Source organism: Leptospira dzoumogneensis (assembly GCF_004770895.1).
Taxonomy (GTDB): Bacteria; Spirochaetota; Leptospiria; order Leptospirales; family Leptospiraceae; genus Leptospira_B; species Leptospira_B dzoumogneensis.
In genome coordinates, this window is sequence record NZ_RQHS01000018.1 from 509,040 (window position 1) to 525,090 (window position 16,051).

Below are 16,051 nucleotides of genomic sequence, written 5' to 3' on the forward strand. Positions count from 1 at the left end.
CCATTCCGGATAGAGGAGGAGAATCGATACTATCTTCGAGATCTTCTGATCTTATCCGGAGTGATCTCTCTATCAGTACTTGCAGCAGAGCTCATTCATTTTAGAAATTCTGAAAATATAGATATAGTAGATCGGATACTTATCTATGTATATTATACTGTTCCATTAGTCGTGCTATTCTTGATCGTTTCCTATTTTTATAGGAATCGCAGGAATTTAGAAACAGGAAGGCTAAAAAGTTCCATACGATACAGGCTTTCTCTTTCCTTTTTGTTCATCGCAATGCTTCCTTCTTTTCCCGTATTTTTACTCACTTCCAATGTGATAGGGAGGGTATTTGAAGGATTTTACGGTTTGGATATCGCCCAAGCCCTGGAAGCGGGGGATCATTTTGTCCGAAAGGAATTGGATATTGAAAAAAATAATCTATTAGAAAAAGCTAAATTATTTAGGAATTTAGTCCAAAGACAAAATCCGAACCCGAACCTGCTTACAAATCGTGCAAATGAATTGGATCTGATCTCCAATCCGAACTATTATGTGGGATGGTACGAGAATAACGTTCCCACACTTGAAAACAGATCCTTAAAATTGACAATTTCGCCGGAAGAATTTACGAACCTTGGAACGGAAGAAGGTATTTCCGAAAAACTTGCCTTAAACCAAAATTTAGGGTTTTACTTACTTAAAATTGATTCACCTAATCCGGCTAAATTTTTGATATTAGGAAAACGTGTTTTTCAGGGAGAAGAGTCCAGAGCCTATTCTTTTATCAATACTAGAAAAAACTATATCACCGCAGATTTAGCCAAAGAAAAACTTCCTTACGAGGTCAGGCTTACTATTACATTACTGACCGTATTCGCTTTTTTACTTTCAATCTTTTTCTCACTTGTATTCGCCCGAAAAATTTCAAGACCGATCATAGATCTTGCAAACGCCACCCAAAAAGTTTCTTTAGGAGATACGGATATCAATCTTCCACTTACGGAAGGCGGAGAGATAGGTGCATTGGTAGAATCTTTTAATCAAATGGTAAAAGATCTAAAATCCAAAAACGAAGAATTGATGCATACACAAAGGATAGCAGCTTGGAAAGAAGTGGCTCAGAGAATGGCTCATGAGATCAAAAATCCGCTGACTCCTATCCAACTTTCCGCAGAAAGGATCAGGAGAAAACTAAACTCGGAAGTTCCGGAAGAATTCCAAGAGATCGTAACGAAGGGAAGTGAAACCATAGTCGGTCAGGTAAAAATTTTAGAACATCTCGTAAATGAATTCTCCGAATTTGCAAGAATGCCTGCACCTAGGTTGATCAACCAACATCTGGAGCCGGTGGTCTTGGAAAGTGCAAAACTTTTCGAACATACACCTGGGATCCAGATAGAACTCAACTTCGCAAAAAATTTGCCTGAAATCTTTTTGGACAAAAAACTGTTTTTAGGGATCATGAATAATCTTTTCAAAAATGCAGTGGAAGCCATAGAAAAGAGAAGGCAAAGAGGCGAATCCGGATTCACTCAAGGAAAAGTCAGAATTTCTACCGTATTAGAAAAAAGGATCATGAGACGTTCTGTGGTTTTACTTGTGGAAGATAATGGGATCGGAATTTCTTCCGAATATAAGTCCAAGGTTTTTGAACCTTATTATTCCACAAAAGACGAGCATGTTTCCGGGATAGGACTTGCAATCGTTCAAAAAACGGTAATAGATCACAACGGTCATATTTCTGTGGACTCATCCGAATTAGGCGGATGTAAATTTAGGATAGAACTTCCGGTAGCTTAGATGAGAATATTCATAGTAGATGACGAACCGGAAATCCGCAAATCCCTCCAGGATATTTTGGAAGATGAAAATTACGAGGCGGAACAATTTTCTTCCGGCAAAAATTTCTTAAAACATCTGAAGATAGAAAGACCAAGTTTGGTATTACTGGATGTTTGGCTCGGAAAAGAAGACGGACTCCTCATTCTAGACGAGATCAAAAAAATTTATCCGACTGTCCCGGTAGTAATGATCTCGGGACATGGGACAATAGAACTCGCAGTACAAGCCACCAAAAAAGGTGCATTAGACTTTCTAGAAAAACCATTATCCATCGCAAAAGTTTTAGAAGCGGTGGAAGAAGCATTGGTATATTCGGAAAAGACGGAAGCTCCGGAAATCAAACTGGAATCGGATGAAATTTTAGGGAATTCTCCCGCAATCCAAAAAGTTAAATTTTCCATAGCACAAGCAGCCGCTACAAACGCTCGAGTTTTTATTTACGGTGAGAATGGAACAGGAAAGGAACTGGTCGCTAAAACTATATTCAAAAACTCTAAAAGAAAGGACCAGCCCTTTGTAGAAGTAAACTGCGCCGCACTTCCGGAAGAATTGATAGAATCCGAACTATTCGGTTACGTAAAAGGTGCATTCACAGGCGCCACAGACACAAGGATCGGAAAATTCGAGGCTGCTAACGGAGGCACATTATTCTTGGACGAGATCTGCGATATGTCTTTATCCACTCAGGCAAAAGTACTTCGTATCCTACAAGAACAAAGATTCGAAAAATTGGGAAGTACAGAACAGGTCTCTGTGGATGTTAGGATTATAGCTGCCACAAATATCCCAGTGGAAGAAGCAATCAAAGAAGGAAAGTTCAGAGAAGATCTATATTATAGATTGAATGTGATCCCGATCGTAATTCCTCCATTAAGGGATCGTAAATCGGATATTCCACTACTTGTAGATCACTACGTCAGACAAACAATCGCAGAAAATAATCTTACTCCTAAGATCATCGAAAAGGAAGCGGTTTCTATTTTAGAAAACCATTTCTGGCCGGGAAACATCAGAGAACTTAAGAATGTGATCGAAAGACTTTGTATCATGACTGTAAGCGATATTATACGTGCCCAGGATGTGAAGGATTCCATGACAGGTTTCGTAAAAGCGAATGATCTGGTCGAAAAAGGGGACTTCAAAAAGGCAAAAGAAGAATTCGAAAAACAGTATATTCTAAAAACATTACAGACAAACGAAGGGAATGTTTCCAAAACTTCCAAGGCACTTGGAATAGAAAGATCCCATTTATACAGAAAAATGAAATCCTTAGGGATACAGGCGGAGGACATCCATGACTAAGCCTGGAATATTTCAAGAGTTGAAAGGAATTCTTCAGGACTTCAAATTTTTAGTCCAAAACGGAGAATTCCCGATCATACGAAGACAGGGAGAAAAAGATCCCCAGGATCTGGACCTGGAATGGAAAGACTCTTGGGCCTGGTCTTCTATCGGATCTAAAAAAGAAAAAGAAACTTCCGTCCCTGGGATCCAAATGAGGATCCCTCCTAAAAAAGAGGACCGAAACTTTTCCTGTAAACTTTGCTCCGATAGACTCAGCGCTGTACGCCATTTTATCATCAGAGGCAGAAAGAAAATATTAGTATTACATTATACTGGTGAAACCGTCCCCGGAAAAGAATCGTATGTAAAAACTTCTCCTTTGAAAATTTTCAGGACCAGCGAAGCGGAAGATGTATTCGATAGAATGATCCAAAAAGTATTCGGCTTCACTATGAAGGAGTTCTATTTCCAAGAATTTCCTGGATGTTTATTTTCCCAAGACAGATCGAATGAAGAAGATTGGAAAAGAAGGACCCAAAACTGCAAGGTCCAAGTACAAGAAACCGTCCAGGAAGAAGGTATCCAAGGAATTATACTTTTAGGCGCTGCCGCAACGCTTTATTTCGGAAAAGAGGAAGCACTCAAACAAATGGGAAAAACTTTAGAGTTCCAACCTGGGACTCCTATGGTAGTGCTACGTTCTCCTGAAGCTATCTTGGCGGCAGAACAGAAAAGAAAATCCAGCAAGGCGGATTCTACTGAATTCCAAGAAGCCAAGAAGAAGGAAATAGAAGTCAAAGAAAGTATCCTATCTCAACTAGGGATCTTTCATCAGGAGATTAAAGAAAAAATTTGATCCAATACGCAGAACTAGCCTTCGATCTTCCTATCTTAGAGGACACATTCACTTACGAGGTACCTCCAGGCACCCAAGTCGGAATGAGAGTAGAAGCCAAACTAAGAGGAAGAAAAGAAGAAGGGATCGTACTCTCCTTACATCATAATGAACCAAGCTATGAGGTCTTACAAGTAGATCGGGTTATAGATAAAACTCCAGTCATCAATGAGGAACAGATCCAACTCGCGTATTGGGTAAAAGAACAATATCTCGCTTCTCTTGGGGAATGTATCCACAAGATGATTCCCTCAGGCAGAAGACATTCTAAAGTAAAACTGAACGAGAATATTACCGCCTCCGAGCCGTTTCAATTAAACGAAGAACAAGAGGCGGCATACCAAAACATCAAAGCCGATTTTGGAAAAGATTCCATCCATCTTCTATTCGGGATCACCGGAAGCGGAAAAACGGAAGTTTATCTGCACTTGATACGGGACATTCTACAAAACTCAAACAAGGGAGTTTTACTTCTGGTTCCTGAGATAGGTTTGACCTATCATATTATACGCAAATTAGAAGCGGTGTTTCCGGGAGAGATCGCATTACTACATTCTGCTTTGAAAGTATCAGAAAGATTTAAAGCATATACGGACCTTCTACAAGGCAAAAAAAGGATCGCTGTTGGCACAAGATCTGCGGTATTCGCGCCCATTGCAAATTTGGGACTAGTCATCATAGATGAAGAGCATGATGGATCTTTTAAGGAACATTCTACACCAAGATACCATGCAAGACAGGTTGCATTACAAAGATGCAGGCAGAATAAAGCGGTATTAGTTTTAGGATCGGCAACTCCTTCCTTAGAAGTATATCATCTTGCAAAAACAGGAAAGATTGGATTGCAAGTCCTTACCAAAAGACCTGGAACTGCAAAACCTCCTACGGTCCGGATAGAAGAAAATAAAAAAGATACAAGACTGATAGGTTCAGAACTTACATTTGCGATCAAACAGAGATTGGATAAAAAAGAACAAGTCATTCTTCTTTTAAATAGAAGAGGATACAGTCCTTTAATCTATTCCGAAAAAGAAAAAACATACATCCCTTGCCCGAATTGCACATCTCATTTATGTTATCATAAAAAAGGTACCGTTATCTGTCACCTCTGCGGCTTTTCCGATTCTTTCCAAAGATTGGAATCCAAGCTGGGAGAAAAACTGGTCATGATGGGAACAGGCACCCAAAAACTGGAAGAATTCCTTTTAGAAACTTTCCCAGGTGCAAAAGTGGAGCGCCTAGACCAGGATTCCATCCAAGATAAAAGTGTTCTCACTGATGTGATCGGCAGATTGGTAGACGGAGAGATAGATATTCTCACCGGAACACAGATGATCTCCAAAGGTTTAGATGCCGCTCGAGTCACTCTTGTAGGAGTTTTAAATGCAGGGATCGGTTTAGGACTTCCTGATTTTAGAGCGGGAGAAAGAGTATTTTCCCTTTTAACACAAGTAGCGGGAAGGGCTGGTAGATCGGATCTTGCCGGAGAGGTTCTCATCGAAACAAACACTGTGGATCATCCGATCATTCGAATGGCATTGGACCAAGATTATATTCGATTTTATGATTCTGAGGTCAAAACTAGAGAAGAACTTTTTTATCCGCCATTCTCTCGTTTAGTTCGTATCTTATCCAGATCCAAAGACGAAAGTCTTTCTCTCAAAACGATTGAAGAAGTTCATCAGGTTTTAAAAAAACATCTTCCTGAACCGAACACAGTCGTTTTAGGTCCGGCTCCTTGTCCTTTTTATAAAATAGATGCAAATTTCAGGAATCATATACTCATCAAAACGACTGTGCAGAACAAATGGAGAGAGATCCTAAAAAAAGAGATCCGGCCTCTTAAAATTTCTAAAAACGTTTACCTGGAATTGGATTTTGATCCATTGGATCTTGTCTGATGAAAATCGCATTTTTTGGGACCCCGGAACCTTCTGCCAAACTTTTGCAGGCATTATTAAAAGAGCCTGATATCCAAGTACAATTCGTGGTCACAAATCCGGATCGTCCTAAGGGAAGAAGTAAAACCCCGGTCCCAAGTCCTGTTAAAGATATTGCACTTGCAGCAAATCTTCCTGTATTCCAATACGAATCCATAAAGAAGGAAAAAGAAACTGCGCTTGCAGATCTTTCCAAGTTCGATGCGGAACTTTATGTTGTATTTGCTTACGGTTCGATTCTACCTAAGGAAATTTTTTCTCATCCTAAATTCGGTTCTATCAATCTGCATGGTTCCATTCTTCCCGACTTAAGGGGTGCTTCTCCGGTCCAAACTTCTCTTTGGAAAGGTTATACAAAATCAGGGATCAGCATCCAATACCTGGGTGAAAAAATGGATGAGGGAGATATTATCCGCATCCAAGAAGTGGATGTGGATTTAGAAGATGATACCGGAACCCTCATGGAAAAGATCACCCAAGCAGGGATCCAAAGCCTAATCCCACTTTTGAAAGGAGAGAGAACTTCTGCCTTCGAGGCTTCTCCTCAAGATCATTCCAAGGCAACTTATTGTACTAAAATCCTTGCAGAAGATAGGGTCCTGGATCTAAAACTTTCCGCCATAGATATACATAATCGAATTCGTGCTTTAAGTCCGGATCTGGGCGGGTATTGCCGGTTTAGAGATAAACGAATGGTCTTATGGAAAACAAGACCGGTAGATTTTTCTGAAGCACCCATCCAACCAGGCAAATTGAAACGAATGGACAAAAAGGCCCTTCTTTTCCAGTGTGGAGATGGCCGTTTTTTAGAGATCCTTTCCGTTCAACCGGAAAATAAAAACAGAATGACTGTGGCAGATTTCATGAACGGTTTCCGTATTTCGGACGAGGATCGTTTCGAGTGACCAAGGAAGAACTCCGCTCTAAATATCTCCCTATCGGGGGTTACTTTTTTTTCATCGCATTCGGCTTAGTAGTCTTCTTCATAGCCGCCTTCTTAGTTGTATTCGTTCGTACTAAAAGCTCCACAATGGTAGTAATGCCGGATGTGGTAGGCAAACCGTATAACGAAGTCCATAACGAGTTAATGCGTCTCCAGTTGAAAGTCAGATTGGAGTCCAAACGTTATCCGGACAAAACAGATGGAATTATCATCTACCAATCCATTCGTCCAGGAAGAGAAGTGGAGGCAGGTTCCAAAGTTTCTCTTACAGTCAATATCGGTTTAGATCGAATTGATATGCCTAACCTAAAAGGCCAAAGTTTGGTCTCCGCTAAAAACTCCATGGAAAAAGTTCTCTCAGGAGAAACTTACGTTTCTTTAACTTTAGGTGGGATCACCTATGTGGAAGTGAAAGAAGGAGAACAACCTGACACTGTAGTGGATCAAATCCCGGAAGCAGGTAAAAACATCACCGCCGGCGAAAAAGTATTCTTACTAGTTACCAAACCTTCTACCAAGAAAAAAGAAGGGGAGCCTCAGGCAGGATTAGAGTTTAAACCGGGTGATTCTTTTGCATTCGCTCAAAGAGCCCTAGTAAGAGCAAAAATTTCTTCCAAGGCAGAAGTAGTTATTACCAAATTTCGTCCTGATAATGGAAAAATTGAATCCGTCCAAAAAGTGGGAAACGAATACAAGTTTAAGGTATTTTATTTCGAGCCGGAAGACAGGGTAGAAAGCGGATACGAAAGTTTCGTGTATGAGGCTCCTGAAAACGGAACGTATTCCTTAATCGTAAAAGACCAAAACGACGAAACCAAACAAATGGAAATCAGCGCTCCCACTACTTACCAAGAGGGAGAAAAAATCCAGACCGTCTTTTACAGAACAGGGGACGTGACACTGGTTCTTTTGGACGAGAAAGGTTCGAAAGTAAAATCCAAAGACTACGAGAACGAATTTTGAAAATTTCCGCTTCTATTTTAGCCACCCAACTTACAGCACTCGCAAATACGGTTCCTAACTTTAAAAAAGAAGGAATAGATCTAGTCCATATGGACGTGATGGACGGAAATTTTGTGCCTCAGATCAGCTTCGGAGAAGCGGTCAATAAAGAGATCAAAGCAATGACCCAGATCCCTCTGGACGTTCACCTGATGGTGGAGAAACCGGAGAATCATGTTCCTAAATACTATGAACTGAATCCTTACTGCATTACTTTCCATGCGGAAACAACTCGTTTCCCGATTCGTCTCGCTCAGGAAATAAAGAAGAATGGACCGAAAGTGGGAGTTTCTTTGAACCCTGGGACTCCAGTTTCTGCTTTAGAAACTCTTCTACCTTATATTGATCTAGTACTCATAATGACTGTGGAGCCTGGATTCTACGGACAGAAGTTTGTGGATGGGGGAATGGACAAGATCCGAAAGGTCAAGTCACTCATTTCTAATTACCCGATCGAGCTGGAAGTAGATGGGGGAGTCAATGATACAAATATCAAAGAACTCTCTCAAGCAGGTGTGGATATTTGCGTGGTTGGTGCCGGTTTATTCAAATCCGGGGACCCAAGCGAAAATGGTATTCGCTTAAAAGGCCTAGCGAAGTAAGTCGCATTAAATATTGACAGCCGAGCGTTCCAGGGAATTATGGCGTATTAGGGCGAGCCATACGGTGAGCCATCCTTATTTATTCGAAGGAATTTTACTTTGGTTAAGATCAGACTACAAAGAACCGGAGCCAAAAACAACCCTCACTACCGGGTAGTGGCTGCAGACAGCCGTTCCCCTAGAGACGGTAAATTTATCGATATCCTCGGTCACTATCACCCAGCAGAGGTGAAAAGTGGGACCGTTCTGGATAAAGACAAAATTTTAGGCTGGCTCAACAAAGGTGCTCAACCTACCGGAACCGTTCTGAACCTCATTAAACACGAGGGAATCTGGGCGGAATATAAACAATCCCTGAAGAAGTAATGGAAGAGCTGATCCGCTATATCGTTACTTCTCTAGTAGATCATCCGGAGGAGATTTCAGTTCGTGAAATCGAGGGCGACGAACAAACCGTCCTAGAACTCCGGGTTTCCCCGAAGGATGTGGGGAAAGTGATCGGCAAAAATGGTAGGATCGCAAAGTCCTTAAGAGCGATCTTAACCGCAGCATCCATCAAAGCCGGAAAAAATTTCTCCTTAGAAATTATTGACTGAGACTCGAATCCTAACCGGACATTTAGGAAAACCCTTCGGACTGAAGGGTTTTGTCCGACTGGTTGCAGAGGATAGTTCTGTCCCGGGACTTAAATTTCCACTCCAAGCAACTCTAGAATTTTCCTCTAGAGAACCTGTTTCTGTTAAGATCCTTAAATCCACTATACAATCCGGAAAGATACTTTTACAGTTAGAAGGGATCAATTCTCCGGAGGAAGCCTCTTCCTTAACTGGCGGAAAATTGTATATAGATCGTTCTCATTTTCCCAAATCCAAAAACGAAGAATATTATCTATTCGAGTTAAAAGGTCTGAAAGCGATCTCAGAAGATGGAAAAGAACTTGGCTGGGAATTGGTGGACATTCTAGAAAATCCGGCACATTCTATCCTGGTCTTTCAGACAGAAGAGTCCGAGGTCTTAGTTCCTTATGTGGAAAAACATGTAGGAAAAGTACTCTTAGAAGAAGGTAAGATCGTTTTAATAAGCCCTGAGGATTGGAATGAAATTTAATTTTATTACCTTATTCCCCGCCAAAGTCCAGGCTTACTTTTCGGAAGGGCTACAGGAGAAGGCGATCCAAAAGGGTGTATTCTCCGTTAATATTGTTCATCTCAGGGACTTCTCCAATAATAAACATCTAAAGGTAGACGACACACCTTATGGTGGAGGTCCGGGAATGCTCTTAAAAGTAGAGCCAATCGATCTGGCCTTAAAGTCATTGGGAGAAGATAGAGGGCTCGTAATTTTAACTACACCTTCCGGAATTCCATTCGATCAGAACGTTGCAGAGAAACTTTCCAAGCTAGAAAAACCGATCACTCTTATATCAGGATATTATGAAGGAGTGGATCACAGGGTAACAGAGCATCTTGTTGACATAGAACTGTCCCTTGGAAATTATGTAATTTCAGCCGGAGATTTGGCTAGCCTCTGTATTACGGATGCTGTGTCCAGGCTTTTGCCCGGCTTTTTAGGCGACCGAGAGAGCCTGGAAGAAGAATCTCATAACGAAAGGGATGTTTTAGAATATCCACAATATACGAAACCTTCCGAGTACAATGGCTGGAAGGTTCCTGAAATTCTCTTGGGCGGAAACCACGCGGCGATCGAATCTTGGCGCAATGCCAATCGAAAGAAAGTCGACCCTGATATTACGAGGAATTTATGAAAGAACTTATAAAAGCAGGACTTCCTACAGAAGCAAATCGTACCCTAAACTTCAATGTTGGGGATACTGTAAAGGTCCATTATAAAATCCAAGAATCCGGTAAGGAAAGGGTCCAGGTTTACGAAGGAGTTGTGATTTCCATCTCCAATGGCGGAAACGGAAAATCCTTCACAGTTCGTAGGATCTCTTACGATGTAGGTGTTGAGAGAGTATTCCCGCTTTATTCTCCTCGTATCGCTAAAATTGAACTAGTACGTAAAGGTAAGGTTCGTCGTTCTAAACTGTTCTTCTTAAGAGAACGTTCCGGAAAATCCGCTCGTATTCGCGAGTTGAAAGGCGGAAAAATTCTGGTGGCAGAAGACAGAAAACGCCAAACCGCAGAAGAAGCAAAAGCTGCTGCTTCCTCCGCAGAAACTGCTGCTGCAGAATAAGAACCTTCTCTAGTTGCGGCGGATCTGCCGCAACTTTCATTCCTTCCTTTCTAATATCTTCTTTTTACTTTCTTTCTTAAAACCGATGCCTCTCGCAAATTTTGAACCGGAAGAATTGAAATTTTTTCCAGATCATCTTCCTTGCGGGATAGACGAAGCAGGAAGAGGTCCTTATGCGGGTCCGCTTTCAGTAGGATTTGTCTCCTTCACACCTGAAGTCTTGGAAAAGATCTACACGGGTCAGATCTTAAAAGGACTGAACGATTCCAAAAAACTCACCGAATCAAAACGTGAATCTTTGTTTCAAGAAATACAGGAAACTGCCCACAAAATTGCACATGCATTCTTATCCCATACCTATATAGATCGTTACGGGATCAACAGAGCAGTATTAGAAGGTATACTGAAATGTTATAGAAAGGCTTCCCAAACTCCGATAGAAAGTAACGGAAGAAAATTACTGCTCTTAATAGACGGAAACTATAATTTTTCCAAATACAAGGAATCGGAAGAGGTAAAACGCCAGTCTTATTATTATAAAAAAGGGGATTCCAGGATCGCGAGTATAGCGGCCGCATCCATTATCGCAAAAGTAAAACGGGATCGTTTTATGAAAGCGATTGCCTCCAAGTTTCCCGGGTATGGATTCGAAGGGCATAAAGGATACGGAAGTGCAGGACATGAGGAAGCAATCCGGAATCTGGGACTAGCGAGAATCCACAGAAGATCTTTCACTAAAAAATTCCATGCTTCCGATTCCTCCTCCCAATCCGATTGATAGAAACCAAAATCCTCAGGTCCGAAAAACGGACAGAGTCCCTGAATCCCATCAAATCTCCTTAGTAATCAATTCCTCTACCAAGATCCTCAACCCGGAAACTTTCGAAGGAGAGTCCAAAGATGCACCTTTCTTTCGTGTTTGGGTGAAAGAAGGTACCAAAGACGGAAAGGCGAAACTTGTCTGGAAAGGAGAGACCTTAGAAGCCGAGACTAAAACAAGTCTTCTCAGCGGAGAGCAGTTACTTTTATCCAGAACTTTAAACGGTAATAACTCGGAATGGAAAATACAGGAAAGGAAACTAACGTTAGAAACGGACGATTCCAAAATATTTTCCCCATTGGAAAAAGGACTTACAGGTATTTTGGAGAAGGTACTACATAAAGAAGAAGGTCCCATCTCCGAAGACAGTATTCTGGCATTCTTAAAAAGTTATTTTCCTCATTTCGAATGGAAATCGGAGACTCCCTATTTCGAGTGGGAATGGGAGGGAGGAAACGCAGAAGGATATTTGGGTGGAACCGATCCGGGTCGTATATTTGTGCTCTTTATGGAAACCAAAGAGGACGGTCCGAGTCTATACAGGTTCCATTGGAAAAAAGAAGATGCGGCGGACCTGATTCTAACCGCTATTTATACTAGTTCTAAATTGTACTTGCATATAGGTCGGAATCGTAAAAAATTTATGCAGTTCTTGGAAGAATCGGGAGTTAGATTCCAGGAACTCAGGATACAATATAAGCCCTCTTTACAGAGAAGGGAATGGACTGCGTGAAATTCGGAATCGCCCTAAAGTTTACACCGGACGAGAATAAAGGCCCTAAGATCCTAGCCAAGGGAGAAGGTCTATTAGGTGAAAAGATCAAGGGTGTGGCTAAGAGACACGGAGTTCCTATAGTGGAGGATGCTCCTTTGGCCGAGGCACTTTCTCCGATACCGGTAGGACAAGAAATTCCGGAAAATTTATACAGAGCGGTTGCGGGTGTTTTTGCTTTCGTACTCAGCCAAAAAGCGGAAGCAACAAGGGAATTTGAAAAATGAAAAAATTGAACGTGTCCGAATTAAAGCCGGGTATGAGATTTACAAAGCCCGTATATCTGGACAAAGAAAATCTGTTCATCACTTCCAATACTCCGATCACTGATTCGGATCTGGAACGTTTGAAAAGATTCGGCATCACCGAGGTATTAACTCACGGAGATATCCTAGTCATAGATGTGGATCCTGAAAGATTGGAAACCCAATTAGAGGATTTTATCATCTCCACGATCGTAGACGAGGACCTTCTTCCTTTGAAGGGTATCTACGATAACCTGAACCGTATTAAGGTACAATTTTCCAATCTATACAAAAACACTTTCGCATTAGTACAAGACGTTTATAGAAAAGTTGCGGACGATAAGGTATTCGATTTTGGTCCGGTGAGAGAACAAGGAGAAGCACTTTCTGACTTTGTAAGAACTCATAATAATCTTTCTTATCTCATACTTGGAATGAATAACCCAGGGTATTATTTGTACAACCAGATCACTACTTCCACATTCTATGCTCTCATCATAGGAAAACTTTTGGACTTCTCCCGTCCTAAAATGGTGGATTTGGCAATCTCTTGTTTGGTTGCAGATGTGGGAATGACCAAGGTTCCTGCAACCATCTCCGAAAAAACGGACCAGCTCACCGACGAAGAATACAAATCTATCTTAAAACATACGATCATAGGTTATCAGGTACTGACCCAAAGAGTCAAAATTAAGAATAGTTTGGCGGTTGTAGCCTTACAACACCATGAACGTTTTGATGGAAAAGGTTATCCCCAAAAGATCGCAGCCACTGCAATCGAAGAGAACGCTAGGATCTATGCGATCGCGGATAATTTTTCAGCACTTATCACAAACAGACCTCATAGACAGAGAGTTCTTCCTCACGAAGCGATCAAGTCCATGATCAGCATGGATGTTGGCAAGTTCGACCTGAAAATCGTAAGGACTTTCTTAAACCAAGTCTCCTTATATCCTGTGGGTTCTTGTGTGGAACTTTCGGACAAAAGAGTAGGGATCGTTCTTGCTGCAAACGCGGACAAACCTTTAAGACCTTCTATCCGTATTATAAAAGACGAATATGGGACTTTTGTGAGAAACTTGGTATTAGTGGATCTGGTGAAAGAAAATCATCTGTTCATCGTCAAGGCACTCGATCTTCAGGAAGCCACCGCAAATTCTTAATTTTTTCGGATCTATACTTTTAGATCCAAAATATTCACTCTATTCTTCTTTTCCGAAACAGGTCTCTGTATGGGACCTGGCTCCAAACGAAATATTCTAAAGGGAAAAGAAGGAGAAAATATTGCCGCGGAACTTCTTCGCGGGAAGGGCCATCTGATCTTAGAAAGGAATTTCAGGATCAGAAGGGGAGAAATCGACATAATCAGCGAGAAAGAAAACGTCCTGTATTTTACGGAAGTCAAGTACTGGGCTAAAACTTCTCCTCTTCACCCCTTGGAAATATTCACGCAAGTCAAGATCCGTAGAATGAAAACGGCAGCTCAATATTATTTGAGCAGAAACGTTTCGTTTAGAGATCATTTTGTCTCCTTCTCCCTGGCCTTAATTACCGAAAAAAGGGAACTGAAATATTATCTTGATCTATTCTAAAACAATCGTTAAGCGATTTGAAAAACGAGTCGATTTTCGAATTGTCTGCGGGTTCTCAAGGATGAGGACCTTAAATCGTTACAAGGAAGTAACTATGAAAAGCATCCAAATTCTCGGCAACTTGGCCGGGTCCGACCCGTTCGGACCGGACCCAGTGATTCTGAGAAAACGAGGAGTTCCAATCAAGAAGCGGAAATTCGAGGACTATAAGAAGAAGATCGAGGACGAAAACTACATTGATTTCGCAATCGATAAGATCGCTATGGAACTCTCGCATTTCCTGTCAAAGTAACCACAAAAATAAAACCGTCGAAAGAACAAGTTAGGTTACGGCCCTGTTTTCCGGAGACCATCCGGAATTCAGGAAAACAAGGGCCTCCTCCATATTCCTCAAAAGAATATCCTCAGAACCTTCCAGATCCGCAATCGTTCTCGCCAACTTTCTAAAATGAGCTACCTTACGAATGCTGAACTTTTGTTTGTGAACAGCTTTCCAAAAGTATACTTCACATTCCTTGGAAAGTGGGATCATTCTTTCTACTTCTTCTCCTCTTAATCTTCCGTTATATAGTTTTCCTGTTTCTCTGAATAATCTTCGGTATTGCATATCTGCAGCGGATTGGATGGAGTCTCGGATTGATTTTAAATTGATGGAAACCTTCTCCCCATCTGTACTTCCTGAAAAACCTAGGTGATAGAATATTTCGATCCGATCCAAAAATGGTCCGGTGAAAGGGGACTGATAATTCCGTATACTTGCAACAGTACAAGTACATTCCTTTATTAAAGTTTGGTAATATCCGCAAGGACAAGGATTGGTGGCTCCAATGAATAAAAAGGAAGCGGGGTAGGTGATTGAACCGCTGATCCGGGAGATTGTAATTTTACCTTCTTCCATCGGTTCTCGTAGAGCTTGTAGATTACGAGAATGGAACTCTGAGAGTTCATCTAAGAATAGTATTCCATTACCGGCTAGTGAAACTTCTCCCATTCTTAAGCTGCTCGAACCTCCGACGAGTGAGATATCGGAGCTAGTGTGGTGTGGACTCCTAAAAGGTCTTTCTACTTCCGTGTCTGAAAGTATCCCTTGTAAAGAACGTATTCCTAATAATTCTATTCCTTCTTTCTCATTGATCCTGGGAAGAAATCCGTGAGCCAATTTCGCGAGCATTGTTTTTCCAGCACCCGGTGGGCCCGACAACAAACAATGGTGAGATCCTGCACTCGCGATCTGAATTGCTCGGATCGCAGGCAATTGGCTTTTATGGAATTCAGATTTCCAGGCGAGAACCTCCGATCTGATCCTTATCTCACCTTTAGGTTCAGGCTTAATTTCTCCCTTAGCTAAAGAGACTAAATCTTTTAGATGAGAGATTGAATAGACCGGAAATTTTCCGAGTAGGGATGCTTCCTGCCGATTTCCAAAAGGAACAACTGCCACCGTAAAACCTAGATTTTTTAATTCGGAAAGTATAGGTAGAATTCCTTTCAGAGGTTTTACAGAACCGTCCAGTCCTAGTTCTCCCAAAAAAAGAAACTGTTCTAGTTTTTCAGAAGGAGGTAATTGTTCCGTTAAGTATAAAATCCCAGCTGCAATCGGAAGATCTAAGTATGTACCTTCTTTTTTTCTGCCTGCAGGAGCTAGATGGACTAGGATATTCTGGAGAGAATATTCAAACCCACTGTTCTCTATCGCGATCCTTATCCTGTCCGAGGATTCTTTGATAGAAGGACTAGGAAGCCCAGTGATCTGGAATCTTGGGATCCCTCTTTTTATATTGATCTCTACGGATACCGGAAAGGGAAGGATTCCCTCCAGGGAAGCCCCCAGAAATTTGGTCAGTTTACATGTCTCCATAACCGGGACAGGTGCGGAAAAATTCAGGGCTCGCGCTTTTTTTCTAAAAACTAGTTTATCACTTCCGGACCT

The 16,051-nt window shown here is 41.5% G+C and carries 19 protein-coding genes; 18 read left to right on the forward strand and 1 reads right to left on the reverse strand.

The features are described from left to right. Nucleotides 1-9 precede the first annotated feature (9 nt). The 18 genes from EHR06_RS13260 (at nt 10) to EHR06_RS13345 (ending at nt 14,413) form a co-directional block, all read left to right on the forward strand. Nucleotides 10-1,788 carry an LIC_11548 family sensor histidine kinase gene (locus EHR06_RS13260; RefSeq protein WP_208757793.1) on the forward strand — a complete coding sequence of 593 codons (1,779 nt, stop codon included), beginning with the start codon at nt 10-12 and terminating at the stop codon, nt 1,786-1,788. Beyond that, a complete protein-coding gene (locus EHR06_RS13265; protein ID WP_135757435.1) occupies nt 1,789-3,132 on the forward strand; it encodes a sigma-54-dependent transcriptional regulator in 1,344 nt (447 codons plus the stop codon). Continuing rightward, a complete protein-coding gene (locus EHR06_RS13270) occupies nt 3,125-3,970 on the forward strand; it encodes a hypothetical protein (protein ID WP_135757436.1) in 846 nt (281 codons plus the stop codon). The genes EHR06_RS13265 and EHR06_RS13270 overlap by 8 nt, the downstream gene beginning before the upstream one ends. Beyond that, nucleotides 3,967-5,910: a replication restart helicase PriA gene (priA, locus tag EHR06_RS13275; RefSeq protein WP_135757437.1), complete on the forward strand. Its 1,944-nt coding sequence runs from the start codon at nt 3,967-3,969 to the stop codon at nt 5,908-5,910. Before EHR06_RS13270 ends, priA begins: the two co-directional genes overlap by 4 nt. Beyond that, nucleotides 5,910-6,854: a methionyl-tRNA formyltransferase gene (gene fmt / locus EHR06_RS13280; RefSeq protein WP_135757438.1), complete on the forward strand. Its 945-nt coding sequence runs from the start codon at nt 5,910-5,912 to the stop codon at nt 6,852-6,854. The genes priA and fmt overlap by 1 nt, the downstream gene beginning before the upstream one ends. Then, nucleotides 6,851-7,855, forward strand: a complete 1,005-nt coding sequence (locus EHR06_RS13285; protein ID WP_135757439.1) for a PASTA domain-containing protein — start codon at nt 6,851-6,853, stop codon at nt 7,853-7,855. The genes fmt and EHR06_RS13285 overlap by 4 nt, the downstream gene beginning before the upstream one ends. Next, nucleotides 7,852-8,496, forward strand: a complete 645-nt coding sequence (gene rpe, locus EHR06_RS13290) for a ribulose-phosphate 3-epimerase (RefSeq protein WP_100710209.1) — start codon at nt 7,852-7,854, stop codon at nt 8,494-8,496. The genes EHR06_RS13285 and rpe overlap by 4 nt, the downstream gene beginning before the upstream one ends. Before the next feature lie 99 nt (nt 8,497-8,595). Further along, nucleotides 8,596-8,862: a 30S ribosomal protein S16 gene (gene rpsP / locus EHR06_RS13295; protein WP_135757440.1), complete on the forward strand. Its 267-nt coding sequence runs from the start codon at nt 8,596-8,598 to the stop codon at nt 8,860-8,862. Next, a complete protein-coding gene (locus EHR06_RS13300) occupies nt 8,862-9,092 on the forward strand; it encodes a KH domain-containing protein (RefSeq protein WP_100705842.1) in 231 nt (76 codons plus the stop codon). Before rpsP ends, EHR06_RS13300 begins: the two co-directional genes overlap by 1 nt. Then, entirely contained in the window at nt 9,085-9,603 is a 519-nt protein-coding gene (rimM, locus tag EHR06_RS13305; RefSeq protein WP_135757441.1) for a ribosome maturation factor RimM, read from the forward strand. The genes EHR06_RS13300 and rimM overlap by 8 nt, the downstream gene beginning before the upstream one ends. Then, nucleotides 9,593-10,261: a tRNA (guanosine(37)-N1)-methyltransferase TrmD gene (gene trmD / locus EHR06_RS13310; RefSeq protein ID WP_135757442.1), complete on the forward strand. Its 669-nt coding sequence runs from the start codon at nt 9,593-9,595 to the stop codon at nt 10,259-10,261. Before rimM ends, trmD begins: the two co-directional genes overlap by 11 nt. Beyond that, the gene (gene rplS / locus EHR06_RS13315) at nt 10,258-10,692 is read left to right on the forward strand and encodes a 50S ribosomal protein L19 (protein ID WP_135757443.1); all 435 of its coding nucleotides are present in this window, start codon (nt 10,258-10,260) and stop codon (nt 10,690-10,692) included. The genes trmD and rplS overlap by 4 nt, the downstream gene beginning before the upstream one ends. An 85-nt stretch (nt 10,693-10,777) precedes the next feature. Beyond that, nucleotides 10,778-11,470, forward strand: a complete 693-nt coding sequence (locus tag EHR06_RS13320; RefSeq protein ID WP_135757512.1) for a ribonuclease HII — start codon at nt 10,778-10,780, stop codon at nt 11,468-11,470. Continuing rightward, nucleotides 11,439-12,245: a hypothetical protein gene (locus tag EHR06_RS13325; RefSeq protein WP_135757444.1), complete on the forward strand. Its 807-nt coding sequence runs from the start codon at nt 11,439-11,441 to the stop codon at nt 12,243-12,245. The genes EHR06_RS13320 and EHR06_RS13325 overlap by 32 nt, the downstream gene beginning before the upstream one ends. Then, complete coding sequence (locus tag EHR06_RS13330) at nt 12,233-12,511, forward strand: EscU/YscU/HrcU family type III secretion system export apparatus switch protein (protein WP_208653427.1); 279 nt, start codon at nt 12,233-12,235, stop codon at nt 12,509-12,511. The genes EHR06_RS13325 and EHR06_RS13330 overlap by 13 nt, the downstream gene beginning before the upstream one ends. Then, nucleotides 12,508-13,692 carry an HD-GYP domain-containing protein gene (locus tag EHR06_RS13335; RefSeq protein ID WP_135757445.1) on the forward strand — a complete coding sequence of 395 codons (1,185 nt, stop codon included), beginning with the start codon at nt 12,508-12,510 and terminating at the stop codon, nt 13,690-13,692. Before EHR06_RS13330 ends, EHR06_RS13335 begins: the two co-directional genes overlap by 4 nt. A 69-nt stretch (nt 13,693-13,761) precedes the next feature. Continuing rightward, complete coding sequence (locus EHR06_RS13340) at nt 13,762-14,121, forward strand: YraN family protein (RefSeq protein ID WP_135757446.1); 360 nt, start codon at nt 13,762-13,764, stop codon at nt 14,119-14,121. A gap of 94 nt (nt 14,122-14,215) precedes the next feature. Continuing rightward, nucleotides 14,216-14,413, forward strand: a complete 198-nt coding sequence (locus EHR06_RS13345; protein WP_008590301.1) for a hypothetical protein — start codon at nt 14,216-14,218, stop codon at nt 14,411-14,413. A gap of 30 nt (nt 14,414-14,443) precedes the next feature. On the opposite strand, the gene EHR06_RS13350 is transcribed toward EHR06_RS13345, so the two are convergent. Next, nucleotides 14,444-15,979, reverse strand: coding sequence for a YifB family Mg chelatase-like AAA ATPase (locus tag EHR06_RS13350; protein ID WP_135757447.1), 1,536 nt, complete (start codon nt 15,977-15,979; stop codon nt 14,444-14,446). Between the last annotated feature and the right edge of the window lie 72 nt (nt 15,980-16,051).